The 16,119-nt window shown below is 65.2% G+C and carries 13 protein-coding genes; 11 read left to right on the top strand and 2 right to left on the bottom strand.

The window, feature by feature from the left end; translation table 11 throughout:
- Positions 1–12: 12 nt before the first annotated feature.
- From RCH14_RS22795 to RCH14_RS22755, 9 genes are all read left to right on the top strand, one after another.
- Entirely contained in the window at positions 13–1,347 is a 1,335-nt protein-coding gene (locus RCH14_RS22795; RefSeq protein WP_343028389.1) for a TldD/PmbA family protein, read from the top strand.
- Positions 1,348–1,417: 70 nt separating this feature from the next.
- On the top strand, positions 1,418–3,055 hold the full coding sequence (locus tag RCH14_RS22790; protein WP_343028388.1) for a TldD/PmbA family protein: 1,638 nt from the start codon (positions 1,418–1,420) through the stop codon (positions 3,053–3,055).
- 10 nt (positions 3,056–3,065) lie between these two features.
- Entirely contained in the window at positions 3,066–4,403 is a 1,338-nt protein-coding gene (locus RCH14_RS22785) for a TldD/PmbA family protein (protein ID WP_343028387.1), read from the top strand.
- A gap of 15 nt (positions 4,404–4,418) precedes the next feature.
- On the top strand, positions 4,419–5,042 hold the full coding sequence (locus tag RCH14_RS22780) for a DUF4159 domain-containing protein (RefSeq protein WP_343028386.1): 624 nt from the start codon (positions 4,419–4,421) through the stop codon (positions 5,040–5,042).
- Positions 5,043–5,117: 75 nt separating this feature from the next.
- Complete coding sequence (locus RCH14_RS22775) at positions 5,118–6,062, top strand: MoxR family ATPase (protein WP_343028385.1); 945 nt, start codon at positions 5,118–5,120, stop codon at positions 6,060–6,062.
- Between the two features lie 14 nt (positions 6,063–6,076).
- A complete protein-coding gene (locus RCH14_RS22770; RefSeq protein WP_343028384.1) occupies positions 6,077–6,961 on the top strand; it encodes a DUF58 domain-containing protein in 885 nt (294 codons plus the stop codon).
- 6 nt (positions 6,962–6,967) lie between these two features.
- Entirely contained in the window at positions 6,968–7,951 is a 984-nt protein-coding gene (locus RCH14_RS22765; protein WP_343028383.1) for a BatA domain-containing protein, read from the top strand.
- Entirely contained in the window at positions 7,935–10,022 is a 2,088-nt protein-coding gene (locus tag RCH14_RS22760; RefSeq protein WP_343028382.1) for a hypothetical protein, read from the top strand. Before RCH14_RS22765 ends, RCH14_RS22760 begins: the two co-directional genes overlap by 17 nt.
- Positions 10,019–11,581 (top strand): hypothetical protein, encoded by a 1,563-nt coding sequence (locus tag RCH14_RS22755; protein WP_343028381.1) that lies wholly within the window; start codon positions 10,019–10,021, stop codon positions 11,579–11,581. The genes RCH14_RS22760 and RCH14_RS22755 overlap by 4 nt, the downstream gene beginning before the upstream one ends.
- A gap of 191 nt (positions 11,582–11,772) precedes the next feature.
- Here the strand turns inward: RCH14_RS22755 and RCH14_RS22750 are convergent, their stop codons facing one another.
- Positions 11,773–14,196, bottom strand: a complete 2,424-nt coding sequence (locus RCH14_RS22750) for a TonB-dependent receptor (protein ID WP_343028380.1) — start codon at positions 14,194–14,196, stop codon at positions 11,773–11,775.
- A gap of 423 nt (positions 14,197–14,619) precedes the next feature.
- On the opposite strand from RCH14_RS22750, the gene RCH14_RS22745 reads away from it, so the two are divergent.
- Both RCH14_RS22745 and RCH14_RS22740 read left to right on the top strand, forming a co-directional pair.
- A complete protein-coding gene (locus tag RCH14_RS22745) occupies positions 14,620–14,817 on the top strand; it encodes a hypothetical protein (protein WP_258837139.1) in 198 nt (65 codons plus the stop codon).
- A 1-nt stretch (position 14,818) separates the two neighbouring features.
- Complete coding sequence (locus RCH14_RS22740; protein ID WP_343028379.1) at positions 14,819–15,319, top strand: hypothetical protein; 501 nt, start codon at positions 14,819–14,821, stop codon at positions 15,317–15,319.
- On the opposite strand, the gene RCH14_RS22735 is transcribed toward RCH14_RS22740, so the two are convergent.
- Entirely contained in the window at positions 15,288–16,070 is a 783-nt protein-coding gene (locus RCH14_RS22735; RefSeq protein WP_343028378.1) for a spermidine synthase, read from the bottom strand. The genes RCH14_RS22740 and RCH14_RS22735 overlap by 32 nt on opposite strands.
- Positions 16,071–16,119: the final 49 nt, after the last annotated feature.

The raw sequence follows: 16,119 nt of genomic DNA, 5'->3' as shown, positions 1-16,119 counted from the left end.
GCAGGGGCGCACATGAGTATCTTGACCCAGGAACAAACCAAACGCATCACCGACCGCGTGCTCTCGCTGAGCAAAGCCGATGAATGCATCGTCAACATCGAGGGCAACCGCATCGGCAATATCCGCTTTGCGCGCAACGCCGTCTCGACCGCCGGCCTGGCCGACGACGCCCGCATCCAGGTGCAGGTGGCCTTCGGTAAAAAGCAGGGCACGGCCACCATCAACGAATTCGACGACAAGTCGATCGAGCGCGCGGTGCGCCGCGCCGAAGACCTGGCACGCCTGGCGCCGGACAACCCGGAATTCATCCCGGCGATCGCCAAGACCGCCTACAAGCCATCGGACACGTTCGTGCAGAAGACCGCCGACATCGATCCCGAATACCGCGCGCAGGCTGCGGCCTACGCGATCGAAGGCTGCCGCAAGCGCGGCCTGGTGTCGGCCGGTTTCTTCACCGACCGCACCAGCTTTGAAACGATCGCCAACTCGAATGGCCTGTTTGGCCACCAGGTGGCGACCTCGCTCGACTTCACGCTGACCGTGCGCACCGAAGACGGCCGCGGTTCGGGCTGGGTCAAGCGCTCGGCGCGCGACGTTACCAAGTTCGATCCGCGCGAAGCGGCCGAAATCGCGATCGAGAAAGCACTGCGCTCGGTCGACGCCAAGGCACTGGAACCGGGCCGCTACACGGTCATCATGGAACCGGCCGCCACGTCCGACCTGCTCAGCTTCATGCTGGGTGGTTTCGATGCGCGCCGCGCCGACGAGGGCCGCAGCTTCCTGTCGAAAGCGGGCGGCAAGAACCGCCTGGGCGACAAGCTGTTCGACCAGCAGGTCAATATCTGGTCCGACCCGTGGGACAAGGATGTCGCGGTGCTGCCGTGGGACGACAACATGCTGCCGCGCGAGCGCGTGGAGCTGGTCAAGGACGGCAAGATCAATGCGCTGGACTACTCGCGCTTCTGGGCGCAGAAAAAGAATCAGCGCGCGGTGGGCGCGGCCGGCAACATCATCATGGCCGGCACCAACAAGAGCACCGAGGAGCTGATCGCCAATACCAAGAAGGGCGTGCTGGTGACGCGTACCTGGTATATCCGCATGGTCGATCCGCAATCGGTGCTGCTCACGGGCCTGACGCGCGACGGCACGTTCTACGTTGAAAACGGCAAGATCAAGCATCCGATCAAGAACTTCCGTTTCAACGAAAGCCCGGTGTCGATGCTGAACAATATCGAGGAAATCGGCAAGCCGGTGGTCATCGGCGCCGACGAAGCACGCTACTCGATGCTGATCCCGTCGATGAAGATCCGCGACTTCAACTTCACGTCGCTGTCGGACGCAGTTTAAGCCCCATCGCTGCAAGACCGTCATTCCCGCCAACGCGGGGATGACGCGCAAACGCAAACGGATAACACATATGGAACGTCGACAATTCCTGCATATCGGCGCCGGCACGGCTGGCGCGCTGTTCATTCCGGTATTCGGCAACGCGATCGCGGCCGAAGACCTGCTCAACCCGATGGCGGCAAGCGCCAAGAAAGCCCTGGCCGACACCGCGATGAACGCGGCGACGCAAGCCGGCGCGTCGTACTGCGACGTGCGCATCGGGCGCTACCTGAACCAGTTCGTCATCACGCGTGACCTGAACGTCGAGAGCATCAACAACACCGAATCGAGCGGCGTCGGCGTGCGCGTGATCGCCGGCGGCGCCTACGGCTTCGCCTCGACCAACGACATGACGGTCGATGGCGTGGCCGGCGCCGCACGCCAGGCGGTGGCGATTGCCAAGGCCAACGCCCGGCTGCAGACCGAGCCGGTGCGCCTGGCGCCCGTCAAGGGCGTGGGCGAAGTGGCATGGGCAACGCCGCTCCAGAAGGACTGGCGCACGATTCCGGTCAAGGAAAAGGCCGACATGCTGATCGCCGCCAACAAGGCCGGCCTGGATGCGGGCGCGAACTTCATGACCGCATCGCTCTTCCAGATCAACCAGCAAAAGTACTTCGCTTCGACCGATGGCTCGTACATCGACCAGGACATCCACCGCCTGTGGGCGCCGATCAATGCCACTGCCGTCGACAAGAAGAGCGGCAAGTTCCGCTCGCGCGGCGGGCTTGGCGCCCCGGCGTCGATGGGGTATGAATACTTCGACGCGCGAGCCGAGAACAAGGTGCGCGCCGCTGGCGGCGTCACGAGCTTGTACAAGAATTCGTACGACATCATCGAAGACGCCCGCATGGCCGGCAAGCAGGCACGCGAAAAGCTGTCGGCCAAGTCGGTCGAGCCGGGCAAGTACGATCTGGTACTCAGCCCCGAACACCTGTTCCTGACGATCCACGAAAACGTTGGCCACCCGACGGAGCTGGACCGCGTGCTCGGCTACGAAGCCAATTACGCGGGCACCAGCTTCGCGGGCCTCGACAAGTGGGAAACCAAGAAATTCAAGTATGGTGCGGAGCGTGTCAATTTTGTGGCGGACCGCACCACGCCAGGCTCGCTGGGCCTGATCGGCTACGACGATGAAGGCGTCGCGGCCAAGAAGTGGGACATCATCCGCAACGGCGTGCTGGTGAATTACCAGGCCACGCGCGACCAGGCTCACATCATCGGCGAGAAAGAATCGCACGGCTGCTCGTATGCCGACAGCTGGAACACCGTGCAATTCCAGCGCATGCCGAACGTTTCGCTCGAGCCGGGCAAGGGTCGGCTCACCCCGGATGAGATGGTGGCCGACGTCAAGAAGGGCATCTACATTCTGGGTCGCGGTTCGTACTCGATCGACCAGCAGCGCTACAACTTCCAGTTTGGCGGCACGCTGTACTACGAGATCAAGAACGGCAAGATCACGGGCCCGCTGGAAGACGTGGCTTACCAGGCCAATACCCAGGAATTCTGGAATGCCTGCACGGCCATCTGCGACGAACGCGATTGGCGCATGGGCGGGTCCTTCTTCGATGGCAAGGGCCAGCCAAGCCAGGTGAGCGCCGTGTCGCACGGGTCGAGCACCACGCGCTTCAATGGCATCAACGTCATCAACACCGCACGCAAGATCGGCTGAGGAAACCAAGATGAAAGCGCTCAATCAGGACCAAGCAAAACGCATCACCGACCGCGTGCTCGCCATGTCGAAAGCCGACGAGTGCACCGTGTCGATCGAAGGCAGCCGTGTGGGCAACGTGCGCTTTGCGCGCAACAGCGTCTCGACCGCCGGGCTGACCGAAGACATGCAGCTCGTCGTGCGCGTGGCCTTCGGCAAACGCAGCGGCACCGCGATCGTCAACGAATTCGACGACAAGTCGCTTGAAAAAGCCGTGCGCCGCGCCGAAGAACTGGCGCGCCTGTCGCCGGAAAACCCGGAGTTCATGCCGGCGATTTCCAAGCAGGCCTACCGCGCCACCAGTACCTTCGTGCCGGCCACCGCGGCGATCGACCCGGAATTCCGGGCGGCGGTTGCCGCCACCAGCATCGAGATGGCGCGCGCCAAAAAACTCGTCACGGCGGGCTTTTTCACCGACAGCACGCGCTTTTCGACGATCGCCAATTCGAATGGCGTGTTCGGCCATCAGGACTTCACCGACCTGTCGTTCAGCCTCACCGCGCGCACCGAAGACGGCCGCGGTTCGGGCTGGGTCACCCGCGCCGCGGTCGATGCGGCGCGCTTCGATGCGCGTGAAGCATCCGAGGTCGCCATCGAAAAGGCACTGCGGTCGGTCGAGGCCCGTGCGCTGGAACCGGGGCGCTACACGGTGATCCTGGAACCGGCGGCGACGTCGGAAATCCTCGGCAATATGTTCAGCGCGTTCTCGGCCCGTTCGGCCGACGAAGGCCGCAGCTTCCTGGCCAAGAAGGGCGGGGGCAACCGCCTGGGCGACAAGCTGTTCGACAGCCAGGTCAATGTGTGGGCCGACCCATGGGACAAGGACGTACCAGTCGCGCCATGGGACAACGAATCGCTGCTGCCGCGCGAGCGCACCCAGTTGATCAAGGATGGTCGCATCGCCTCGCTGGATTACTCGCGCTACTGGGCGCAAAAGACCGGCAAGCGCGCCACTGCAGGTCACGGCAATATGATCATGGCAGGCGGCACCAAGTCGCTGGAAGAGCTGATCGAAGGGACCAAGAAGGGCATCGTCGTCACGCGCACCTGGTATATCCGCATGGTCGATCCGCAGTCGCTGCTGCTCACGGGCCTGACCCGCGACGGCACGTTCTATGTCGAAAACGGCAAGATCAAGTACCCGCTCAAGAATTTCCGCTTCAACGAGAGCCCGGTCACGATCCTCAATAACATCGATGAACTGGGCAAGCCGCAGATCATTGGTGGCGATGAAGTGCCGTTCCAGATGGTGCTGCCGCCGATGAAGGTGCGTGACTTCAACTTCACGTCGCTGTCGGACGCGGTCTGACGGTCGGGCTTATACATGGCCAGTTTTGACTTCTACTTCACGCGCCTGATGTACGAATCGGGCAACTGGGACGTGGATGTCCGCATGCCGAGCAACGTGCTGAACTCCCTCGTGGAGTACACCACGTTGCGGGTCGATACGACGGAACGCATGGTGGCCTTGTCCGACCCGAAGATGCTGGGGGCGCCGTTCTGCTACCTGGCCGGCCACAAGCTGGTGCAGTTCACACCAGCAGAGCGGCGCAACTTCGAACAATACGTGCGTGGCGGCGGCTTTGTGTTTGTCGACGACTGCAACCACGACATCGACGGCCTGTTTGCCAAGTCGTTCGAGGCCGAGATGGCGAAGATCTTCGGCCTGAACGCGCTGAAAAAAATCCCGAACAAGCACCCGCTGTACTCGTGCTTCTTCAAGTTCGAAGATGGCCCGCCCACGACCGGCATGGAGCTCAATGGCTGGGGCGACGATCTGGTACACGAATACCTGAAGGCGATCGAGATCGGCGGGCGCGTGCGCGTGCTGTACTCGAACAAGGACTATGGCTGCGAATGGGATTACGACTTTCGCAACAAGCGTTTTCTGGCGGTCGACAACACCCGCTTTGCAGTCAACATCATTCAATATGCGTTGGGAGCATGACCAGTGGCTGAAACGAGTTTTACACCTCCTCCGATAGCGTGGGACGAACAGGAAATCGCGGCACTCACGGCAAAAGTGGGCGAGCTCAAAGCCAGCATGGCGCGCGTGATCATTGGCCAGGAAGACGTCGTCAATCTGCTCGTCACGTGCCTGCTGGCCGGCGGTCACGCGCTGGTCGAAGGCGTGCCGGGGCTGGGCAAGACACTGCTCGTGAAATCCCTGGCGCAGGCGACCGACATGCAGTTCCGCCGCGTGCAGTTCACGCCCGACCTGATGCCGTCGGATATCGTCGGCACCGAGATCCTCGAAGAAGACCAGGTCACGCGCCAGCGCGCGTTCCGCTTTCAGCCTGGCCCGGTGTTTACACAAGTGCTGCTGGCCGACGAGATCAACCGCGCGCCGCCGAAGACGCAATCGGCGCTGCTCGAAGCAATGCAGGAACGGTCGGTCACCTTTGCCGGCCAGACCCACAAACTGCCGCGGCCATTTTTTGTTCTGGCCACGCAGAACCCGATCGAGCAGGCCGGCACGTATCCGCTGCCGGAAGCGCAGCTGGACCGCTTCCTGTTGCGCATCGATGTCGTGTACCCGACCGAAGACGAAGAAGTGCTGATGGTCTCGCGCACGACGCATGCCGGCTTGCAGGATGCCGAGCCGGTGATGGATGTCGCCACGCTGCTGCGCCTGCAGCAGCTGGTGCGTGACATCGAGATTGGCGAGCATCTGGTGCGGTATGCCACGCGCCTGGTGCGCGCCACGCGTCCTAGCGAGACCACGGTCGATGCCGTCAAAAAGCACATCGGCTGGGGCGCCGGGCCGCGTGCCGGCCAGGCGCTGGTGCTGGCATCCAAAGCGCGCGCGCTGATGCAGGGCCGGCTGGCCGTGACGCGCGACGACATCGGCGCGATGCTGCTGCCGGTGCTGGCGCACCGCGTGCTGCGCAACTTCGAGGCCGAAGCCGATGGCATCGCCATCGCGGACGTGTTGCAGTCGCTGCAGCGCGAGATCAGGGTAGCGTAATTGGCGATCGCAGAATGTCGTCCGTGAATCCGGCGCTGATCGCGCATACGACGCGGCTCGATCTCGTCATCCGCCACGTGCTGGCCGGGCTCGGGCACGGCATCCACGCGGGGCGCGAGCGCGGAGCCGGTGTCGAGTTTTCCGAGTACCGCTCGTACGTGCCGGGTGACGAGTGGCGCCGCGTCGACTGGAAGCTGGCCGCGCGCGCCGACCGTTATTTCGTGCGCGAGGCGGAGCGCGACAGCCACGTGGCTGTCTGGCTGATCCTCGACGCCAGCGCATCGATGGCCGAACCAAGCCGCAGCATTGAGGGCATCGATAAACTGACCTGCGCGCGCACGCTGCTGGCCTGCGTGGCCGCCATTGCGCAGCGCCAGGGCGATGCGTTCGGCCTGGTGATCCTGAGCGACGGCAAGGTGACGTTCACGCCCGCCAATCGCGGCCCGCGCCACCTGCAGCGCGTGCTGGCGCAGTTGCAGCGCGCCACGCCTGCCGGCCAGTTGCCGGACGCCGCAACGCTCAAGGCCAGCCTGCACTTTGCACTCTCGCCCAGCGCCATCTATGCGGCGAGCGACCTGCTCGACTGGCCGTCGCCGCTGTCGCTGGCATTGACCCGGCTGCGCCAGATGCGCCACGACGTGCGCGTGCTGTGCCTGCAGACGCAGGCCGAAATCGACGCCAGCTTCCCGGACACGCAGGCATACCGCGACCCCGAGCATGACGAAGGGGTGTTCCGCTTTGGCGCCGACCTGAAGGACGGCTACCGCCGCAACCTCATGGAACACTTCGACCGGGTGACGGCCCAGTGCCGCAAGAATGACATGCCATTGACGCTGGCCGCCATCGAGCAGGCGCCGGGCGACGTGCTGCGGCGCTGGCTGCGCCGGCCAGCGAGGTAATCGCCCATGAATGCACTCTGGTGGTTTGCGCTTCCCATATTGTTGTTGCCAGTCTGGTGGCACCGGCGCAAGCGCGTGCAGAACCAGGCCGCGCCCATGGCCACCGCGCGCTTCCTGCCGCGCACCGAGCCGAAACAGACGCGCGTGTGGCGCTGGAGCGATCCACTGCTGCTGCTGGTCCGGCTGTTGTTGCTGGCCTGCCTGATTGCGTGGCTGGCCGATCCCGTCTATCCGTGGCGCGGCGACACGGTCGTCGTGACTGCCGGCGCCGATCCGGCCTGGGTCGAGCGTGAAGCGGTGCAGGCCGGGCTGGCAAAGGCCGAGCGTGTGACGCTGCCGGCGGCGCAGGCACTGAGCTGGCTGCACACGCACGAGCGCGAATGGACGGGAGACGCCCGCCTGCTGGTGCTGGGCGATGTACCGATGCCGGCTGCGAAACCTGTGTTTGGGCGCGAGGTGACGGTGCGCACGCAGCCGACCGCGCCGACTAACGTGGAACGGCATGTGGTCATCGCCAGCGAGCGCCCGCAAGCGTGGCGTCGCCTGTTTGCGGCGCAGGACGGCGTCGACAAGATCGTCGTGGATGATGCACCCGGCGCCAGGACAGACCTGATCATCTGGGACCGCGCCGAGGCACCCCCTGCGGCGCTGCGGGCAGCGTTGTGGTGGGTGACCCATCCTGCGGCGTTCCCCGAGCTGGCAAAGGCGCGCACGCTGAACGGTTTGCAGTACGCCGACAGCGCGCGCGGGCGCCTGTGGCATCACCCCGCATGGCCGCCGCAGGATGTCGACGCCGCGCGTGCGCTGCTCGACACCTGGCAGCAACTGCACATCGGGCCGCGCCCCTATACATTGCCGTCGCAAGCGTTCGCCGCATCGAAAGGCGCCAACGCACCGGCGCCGAGCGGCGCATTGCGCGACATCCTGCTGGCCATCCTGGTTGGCTTGTTCGTTCTTGAAAGGAGTCTCGCGCATGCACGCAGGCGTTGAGATCACCAAGCGCGTATGGCGCGCAGCACAGCTGCGCCGCATGCCGCTATGGATCGGCGGGGCCTTGCCCTGGCTGGTCATTCCGTCGGGCCCGGGCTTGCTGGCCTGGGCCGGCTGGTGCGCGCTGGACTGGGTCAAGCTGCGCCGCCGCGTGTCCTATGAATGGCCGGCGTGGCTCGATGGCGCCGTGCCCGAGATGGAAGACAGCGCGGCCCTGCTCGACGCTGCCGATTCTCCCATCGCCCGCCTGCAGCAGCAACGCCTGTTCGCGCGGCTCGATGCGGCCGTCTCGCGCCAGCAGCTGCGCCAGATCGCGCGCCAGCATGTATCGAACGGCGCGCCGATCCTGCTGGTCAGCGCAGTGCTCGCGGGGATGGTGTGGTACGCGACCACGCGGCCGTCGGAAGAGGGCGCAGTCACGCCGCCCAGTCCCGTCAGCAGTGCGACCGCTGCCACGCTGGCCGGCCTGACGCTCAAGCTCGCGCCGCCCGCCTACACGGGCGTGGCGGCATCGGAATCCGCGCCGCGTGACTTGCAGGTGCCGGAGCAGACCGTCGTGACGTGGTGCCTGACCGGTGGCACCGGCGGCAACAACAGGATCGAGCTGGGTAATGGTCAGGTGCTGGAGCCGGGCGCGCAATGCGCGCGCTGGACGGCCACCGAATCGGTCGTGTGGCGCTGGCGCGGCGCGCGCCACACGCTGCGCGTGATTCCCGATGCGCCGCCCGAGATCACGATCAGCGCCCCGGCGCAGATGATCCAGGACCTGCGCGACAACGCGACGGGCACCACGATGACGGTTCAGGTGAAGGACGACTACCGGATCACCCGCGCGACGCTGCACATGACGCTGGCGCAGGGCAGCGGCGAGAACGTGCGTTTCACGGACCGCGAGATGCCGCTGCCGGCATCGAACAATCCAACGCTGCGTAACTGGTCCAAGACATGGGCCCTGAGCGAACTGGCGATGGCGCCGGGCGACGAGCTGTATTTTTTCGTCCGCGCGACCGACAACGCGGGCCGCGCGCAGACCGTGCAGTCGCCCACCTACACGGTGCGCCGGCCCGCGCCGGAACAGGAAGCCGAAGAAGAGAGCGCGGCGATGCCGTCGCTGGTGAAGCCGGCGTCGCTGCGCAGCCAGCGCCAGATCATCATCGACACCGAACAGCTGATCGCCGACATGCGCAGCACGAAGCTCGCAGCCGCCGACGTGCGTGACCGCAGCGAGCGGATCGGCGACGACCAGGCGCAGCTGCGCCGCCGCTACGGCCAGTTCCTGGGCGAAGAGTCGACGCTGTTCGGTGAAGAAGCGGCCAAGGCGCCACGCGCCGCCGAGAAGCCTGCCGAGGAAGAGGGCCACGAGGGCCACGACCATGCACCCGGTGGCCATGACCACGATCATGGCGAGCCAAATCAGCGCAAGGGCGGTATCGTCAACGAGACGCAGCAGATCCTGGCAACCTACGGCCACGCGCACGACGAAGCCGAGAACGCGACGATGTACGACGAAGGCACCAAGAAGGTGCTGCGCCGCGCTTTGGTCGCGATGTGGGACGCCGAAAAATCGCTGCGCGCGATCACGCCGAAAAGCGCGCTGGCCCCTGAACACAAGGCCCTGGAAGCGATCAAACAATTGCAGCAGGCCGAGCGCATCTATCTGCACAAGACCGCCTTCACGCCGCCACCGATCAAGGAAGAAAAACGCATGACCGGTGAAATGGATGGCGCCGCGAGCTACCGCCGCACGCAGGCGGACCAGGGCGCGCCGCTGCCGGAAGAACTGCGCACGCTGGTGCAGGCGCTGTCGGGCGAGGCCGCGCTGCCGGCGCTGTGGATGCGCACCGCGAACGACTGGGTGCGTACGCGCCTGGTCGAGGACGAGCAGCGCCTGGCGGCGCAGCGCGCGATCCAGGACGTGGCCGATGGCTGCATCGCCTGCCGCCCGGTGCTGCGCGCCTGGTTGCGTTCCGGCGCGGGGCAGGGGCAGGTGCTGTTGCAGGCCCGGGCCAGTGTCGACACGGCGTTCGCGCGCCGCTGGCGTGAGTCGGCCGCTGAAGCGGCCAAGCCATGAATCTGAACTGGGCAGGGACAGCCATGAACCAGCAGTGGCTCATCGCCGCCATCGCAGTAGCGGGCCTTGTCAGTGCCGGCCTGTATCTGCGCCGCCGCCAGTGGCTCGATGCGCTGCTGGTCATCGTCGCCGCCGCGAGCCTGGGCCTGTTCGCGCTGGACTTGCGCATGCCGGGCGAGGGCGGCCGCACGCTCGCCATTGATCCGGCCGCGCCGCCGGCGTCGCTGGAGGGTATCAGCAGCCTGACGCTGAAGGGCGACGGCCTGCGCGCCGCCGAATGGAACGATTTGCCGGCACAGCCGTTGGCCTGGGAAGCACCACGCGGCGGCGCGCTGCGGCTCGCGTTTCCCAGCCAGGTAGCGCTGGGCCGCCAGTTCACGCTCACGATGGAGCGCGAAGACAAGACCGACGCGCGGCTGCAGCTGCTGGCCGAAAATGGCCAGCAGCTGGCAGAGGCGCGTGGCACCGGCGACTTGCGCGTCGACTGGATGCCGCCGGTGGCCGAGCGCGTCGTGCTCAAGGCGCGGCTGCTCGACGCCCAAGACAAGTTGATTGCCGAGGGGCCGATCCCGTTCATCGTGCACGAGCCGGCGCCGCTGCAAGTGGTCGGCCGCTTCGGCGCGCCATCGTTCGACCTGCGCGCGCTGAACGACCTGCTGACCACCGGCGGCGCGCTGCTCGACTGGCAAGTCACGCTGGGCCGCGCGATCACGCGCACCGAGGCGCCGCGCGCCGAGATGGCTTCGCCCAACCTGATGGTGATCGATGCCGCGCGCTTCGAGCGGATGGCGGCCGGCGAACGCACGGCGCTGCTGGGCCGCGTGGCCGACGGCATGCCGCTACTGGTCCTGGGTGGCAATGCGAACGATCCGGGCGTCTGGTCACGCACGCTGCAATTGCCGCTGCACGCGCAGCCATTGGGCGCGAAGATCGACACGCCGTTAGAAATGCCAGTGGCCTCGCTGCTGCCCGCATCGCGCGACGCCGGCCCATGGCGCGGCACTGACAATATGGTCTGGACCCGCGACTGGCAACAAGGCCGCATCGCCTGGCTGGGCGTGACCGAATGGCACCGCCACGCGATCGCCGAGCCACGCGCGCTGGCGCTGTGGTGGCAAGGTGTGCTCGACCGCGTGGGCGTCGAAGAGCGGCAAAAGACCGAATGGCTGGCACCAGGCGACATGCCGCTGGCAGGGCAGCGCCTGGAACTCTGCGCACGCGGCGTCAGCGGCCAGGTGACGCTTCCTGATCTGAAGCAGTCGCTCGCCTGGCAGCGTCGCGCGGACCGCGCCGATGCATCGTGCGCAGCACTGTGGCCGCCAAAGGCGGGCTGGTTGCAACTGCAGGATCAGAACGCCGGCCTGCATGCGATCTACGTGTATGCCACGAACGACTGGCCCGGATTGCAGGCAGCCGAGCGACGCGACGCAACGGCGCGCTACGCGGCCCGTTCGCAGATCCAGCCGGTGAACGGACCAACACGACCTGCGCCATCCTGGCCATTCGCACTCGCGTTCGCAGCTGCCATGCTGCTGCTGTGGTGGCGCGAGCGGCGCTAAAAAAAAGCCGGGGTCAGGTCTGACATTCGGACACGGCCTCAACTTTAGCGATGCGTTTTCAGAACGGCTGTGCAACAGCAGCGCCGAAATCGATCGCAAAGGCGCACCTTCGCTTTACTTTTCTAGGCTTGGATTGAGTCCCTACTGCAGAGGTCGTGTCCGAATGTCAGACCTGACCCCCGCTGTTCTCATCAGAACGTGTAATCCGCCTTCACATATGCCGTGCGACCGTTCATGCCGAACGGGCAGGTCTCCCAGCAATAGGTGAAGCCCAGTTGCGGGAAGGGGGCTGCGCGTACCGGGTCCCATTTGGTCGGGTAGGTGTCAAACAGATTGTTGATCCCCGCCGACAGGCTCAGGCTCTTGTTGAACGTGTAGCGCCCGGTCAGGTCGACGATCCATTTGGCTTCCCACGTCTGCACGAACGGCGCCGTGAAGCCCTGGCCCTGCACTTCGCCGAAGTAGTTCGCACGCCCCGTCACGTTCCACGCGCCGGCCGTGTAGTCCGCCGACACCACGTGGTGCTTGCGCGGTTGGCCGCGTTCGATCAGCGTCACCTGTGCATCGTCGAACAGCTGCTCGCCGGTCAGCACGGGCGATTGCGAATTGCGCGCCTTGACCTCGGTCTTGTTGAAGCCCAGCTGGCCGGACAGCACCAGAGTCGAACCCTGGCCGCGGATGGTCTGCTGCGCCACCAGGTCCAGGCCCGTGGTCGACGTGTCGATTGCATTGGTGAAGAACTGCGCCTGGCCCACGCGCAGCGGATCGAGGATCGCGCGGATCGGGCACGCGGCGGGTGTCGCGCAGGCACCCGACTCCGGCGAGATCGTGCTCGAGAAGACGATGCGGTCGTCGATCTTCGTGCGATACACGTCGGCGGTCAGCGAGAACGTCGTGGTCGGCCGCAGGATCACGCCGATGCTGGCGCTCTTCGACGTTTCTTCCTTTAGCGGTGCGATGCCGAAGGCGCGCGTGACGGCGCTGTCTTCGCGCGCCGTCAGCGTTTCGGTCAGCACGCCGGCCGAATTCAGGTTGGTCGAGACCGAGCTGTAGAACTTCTGCTGCACGCCCGGTGCGCGGAAGCCCGTCGATACGCTGCCGCGCACGCCCAACGAGCGGCTCGGATCCCAGCGCGCATTGAGCTTGCCGATCGTGGTGTTGCCGAAGTCCGAATAGCGCTCGTGCCGCACTGCCGCGCCGACCGAGACATCCGGGCCGAACTTGCGTTCCAGGTCGAGGTAGAAGGACGTGTTGTGACGGCCCTGGTCGACCGCCGTCGATGGCGTGTAGCCGGGGAAGCCCTGGATGCCGGAGGCAGCGATGCCGCCGTTCTGGTCGCGGATGATGATGGCGGGATTGTTGGTGCGCCCGTACTGGTACGAGACCGGGTCGCCCGCCTCGATCTCGTAATTGTCGCGGCGCCACTCGACGCCGGCGGCGACGAACAACTCGCCGCCCATCAGGTTCACCGGGCCCTTGAAGTCGAGGTTGAACGTGGTCTGCTCGAACTTGAGCGTGCCAGTGTCAGCCTCGCGCGGCGATGCGCCGTTCTCGTACCAATAGCTGACGTTGATCGAGTTACGTTCGTGGAACTGGAGTTGGCTGCGGCCGTGGTTGACGCTCGCGTCCATCGTCCAGTCCCCGCTCAGGTCATGGCGGTAGCCGACGGCGAGCGAGGCGTCCTGCACGGTGGTGACGATGTTCGGCAGGAAGCCGTTCGGATACACGGCGGGCACGTTGCGCCCATCTTCTTTCGGGCGGAAGAAGCCGCCCGAATCGCCCTTGCGTTTCGAGGCGCCGCCGAACGCATACAGCTCGCCGCCGCCCATCGGCAAGGCCGAATTCATCCACAGGTAGTAATCCTTGGCGTTGCTGTCGCCCAGACGCTGGGTCACGCGCGGTGGATTGACGCGCGCCGTGTCCAGGCCGGCGCGGTTGGTCTCGTCGCGCTTGCGCGCTTCGACCGACAGGTTCAGGTAGCCGCCGTCGCTGCCCAGCGCGAAGCCGCGGCTGGCGCTGGCCGAGTAGTTGTCGCCATCGCCTTCGTCGGTCGTGCCGGCGCTGGCGCTGACGATGCCGTTGCCCACGCCCTTCTTGAGGATGATGTTGATGACGCCCGCGATGGCATCCGACCCGTACTGGGCGGCGGCGCCGTCGCGCAGCACTTCGATCGACTGGATCGCCGACAGCGGGATCGCGTTGATGTCGGTACCGGCCGAGCCACGGCCGATCGTCTGCTGCACATTGACCAGCGCCTGCTGGTGGCGGCGTTTGCCGTTGATCAGCACCAGCAACTGGTCGGGGCCGAGGCCGCGCAGCGTGGCGGGGCGGATGATGTCGGTGCCGTCGCTGACAAAGGTCGACGTGAAGTTGAACGATGGATCGAGGCCTTGCAGCACCTTGCCCAGTTCGAGCGTGCCGGCCGACTGGATGTCTTTCGTGCTGATCAGGCCCACGGGCACGGCAGTGTCGAGCGCCGTCTTGGCCTGGGTGCGCGAGCCGAGCACCACGACTTGCGACATATTGCTGTCGGCTTCCTGGGCACCGGCTGGTGCGAGCGCCGCCAATAAGGCCGACGCCAGCAGCGCGCGTCGTGGCAGTGTGTTCTTCTTCATCCTCTGTCCCCTCTTTGTATGGATTTTCTATGTCGCTCTGTCATCAGAGCATCATTTAATCTTAGCAACGGGGTGGGGTGACGACGACGACATACTTGAAATAAGTAAATACCAACGTGGCTCTAAAGCAAATGCGTAGTACAAAAGAGACAGCTTTGCCTATCCAACGATACTTTTATGAGTACAGAGTAATGCCTTGCGTATTGAGTAATTTTTTTGAGGAAATAATGTTTGAAAGGTATTGTTTATTTGTTACGTTATTTAACAAGTTTTTCAAATGTGCGCGCCAAAAGACACGCTAGGATAGACACGAACTGATGCCAAATAGGCATGACGGCAGGCGGGAAGCATTCCGCCACTGGATCTCGACCTTGTCTGCGCGCCGCGCGGGCCGGATCCGCCGACAACCGCAGGCAGCACACCATGATCCAGCGACGAACCGACGAGCGGACCGCGCTTGCCACCGAATACGCGCTATTTCTGGCCGAGACGCGCGGCGTCAACGCGGGTCTGGTGTACCTCGAAAGCTGCAACGTCTCACGAGCGATCCTGCTGCGCGCCATGCAGGATCCCGCCGCCCGGCGTGTCCGGGAACGGCGCCAACGGCAACGGAACGATTAGCATGAATATCACCCAGCTTTGCAAACGCTATGGCCTCGAGCATTACGGCAGTCTGGAAAGCGCCTGGGATGCCCACAGCGCCACCGGCATCGTGCTGATGCAGCTCTGGCACGCGCCCAACCAGAAGATCAACGACCACCCGCTGCCGGGTGCGCAGTTGCGCGTGCGCTGTCTTGACGCGCCGGAGATCCCGGTGCCGCCCGACGACGTGCGGGCCGCGCGCGGGCGCAGCATCGAAGCAGTGGAGGGCGGCGCGCGTGGCTATGCCGCGATGTCGATTCCGCCGACGCAGTCGCGCGGGGCCGGTGCCTGGGCCAAGTACGCCAACCTTGAACGCGTGTTCCCCGTGCTGGCACTCGAGCGCGAGTCATGCGGCGCCGTATTCGCGGTACTCGGTGCGCCGGTGCCGGCGTCCGAACTGGGCGTGGCGTCGCCCGAGCCTGGGCATCGGGCAGCCACGGCGCGTCATGTCAGCCTTGATGGTCGCGCATCCATTCCTTGAGACCGTTCACCCAGTTCTTGGCCGGCAGGTTCAGGCGCCGCTTGATTTCGCCGGCGCGTTCGTAGAGCACTGAAAAGTCGAGCTGCGGCGCATCCCTGAACGCCACCACCACCACATTGGCATCGTGCACCTCGGGCAGCCACACGACGGCGTCGAAGACCTGCTCCATGTTCAGAAAATTCTTGTCGTAGTTGCTGAAGTCGCCGAACACATTGGCGGTCATGACGCCGCCCGGCGCCAGGCAATCCAGGCAGCCCTGGTAGAACGCTTCCGAATCGAGCACCGGGCCGCGCGCGTCCTGGTCGTACAAGTCCACCTGCAGCACGTCGGCCTTGCCGTGATTCGCCTTATCGAGCACGAAGTCCATGGCGTCCTGTTCGCGCACGGCCAGGCGTGCATCGTTCTCGGGCAGGCCGAACATGGCGCGACAGATCGCGATCACGTTGGGGTTCAGTTCGACGGCCGTCACGCGCGCATCCGGAAAGCGCGCGTAACAGAACTTGGTCAGCGCGGCGCTGCCCAGGCCAAGCTGCACGATGTGGCGCGGCGCGCTCTGGAACAGCGTCCACATCATCATCATCTGCACGTATTCGAGCTCGATCGTGTCCGGCTTGGCCAGCCGCATCGCGCCCTGCACCCACGAGGTGCCAAGGTGCAGAAAACGCACGCCCTCGAATTCGTCGATGGTGGCGGGTGGATGGCCGGGCTGGGCAAAGCGCGGATCGATGACGGTGGGTGACTTGGCGGACATGGCACGAAGCGGTGGGAGGCAAAGCCGATGTTACCAGAGCCGCCACTGC

Origin of the sequence: Massilia sp. MP_M2 (assembly GCF_039123635.1) — a bacterium.
Taxonomy (GTDB): domain Bacteria; phylum Pseudomonadota; class Gammaproteobacteria; order Burkholderiales; family Burkholderiaceae_D; genus Telluria.
The sequence above is the reverse complement of the archived record's forward strand: the minus strand, read 5'-3'. Positions and strand labels throughout refer to the sequence as shown.

Bases quoted from the DNA above. Each gene is read 5' to 3' on its own strand.
- RCH14_RS22795 (WP_343028389.1), top strand. From the start codon at position 13: ATGAGTATCTTGACCCAGGAACAAACCAAACGCATCACCGACCGCGTG.
- RCH14_RS22755 (WP_343028381.1), top strand. From the start codon at position 10,019: ATGAATCTGAACTGGGCAGGGACAGCCATGAACCAGCAGTGGCTCATC.
- RCH14_RS22735 (WP_343028378.1), bottom strand. From the start codon at position 16,070: ATGTCCGCCAAGTCACCCACCGTCATCGATCCGCGCTTTGCCCAGCCC.
- RCH14_RS22785 (WP_343028387.1), top strand. From the start codon at position 3,066: ATGAAAGCGCTCAATCAGGACCAAGCAAAACGCATCACCGACCGCGTG.
- RCH14_RS22780 (WP_343028386.1), top strand. From the start codon at position 4,419: ATGGCCAGTTTTGACTTCTACTTCACGCGCCTGATGTACGAATCGGGC.
- RCH14_RS22765 (WP_343028383.1), top strand. From the start codon at position 6,968: ATGAATGCACTCTGGTGGTTTGCGCTTCCCATATTGTTGTTGCCAGTC.
- RCH14_RS22745 (WP_258837139.1), top strand. From the start codon at position 14,620: ATGATCCAGCGACGAACCGACGAGCGGACCGCGCTTGCCACCGAATAC.
- RCH14_RS22750 (WP_343028380.1), bottom strand. From the start codon at position 14,196: ATGAAGAAGAACACACTGCCACGACGCGCGCTGCTGGCGTCGGCCTTA.
- RCH14_RS22790 (WP_343028388.1), top strand. From the start codon at position 1,418: ATGGAACGTCGACAATTCCTGCATATCGGCGCCGGCACGGCTGGCGCG.
- RCH14_RS22760 (WP_343028382.1), top strand. From the start codon at position 7,935: ATGCACGCAGGCGTTGAGATCACCAAGCGCGTATGGCGCGCAGCACAG.
- RCH14_RS22770 (WP_343028384.1), top strand. From the start codon at position 6,077: ATGTCGTCCGTGAATCCGGCGCTGATCGCGCATACGACGCGGCTCGAT.
- RCH14_RS22740 (WP_343028379.1), top strand. From the start codon at position 14,819: ATGAATATCACCCAGCTTTGCAAACGCTATGGCCTCGAGCATTACGGC.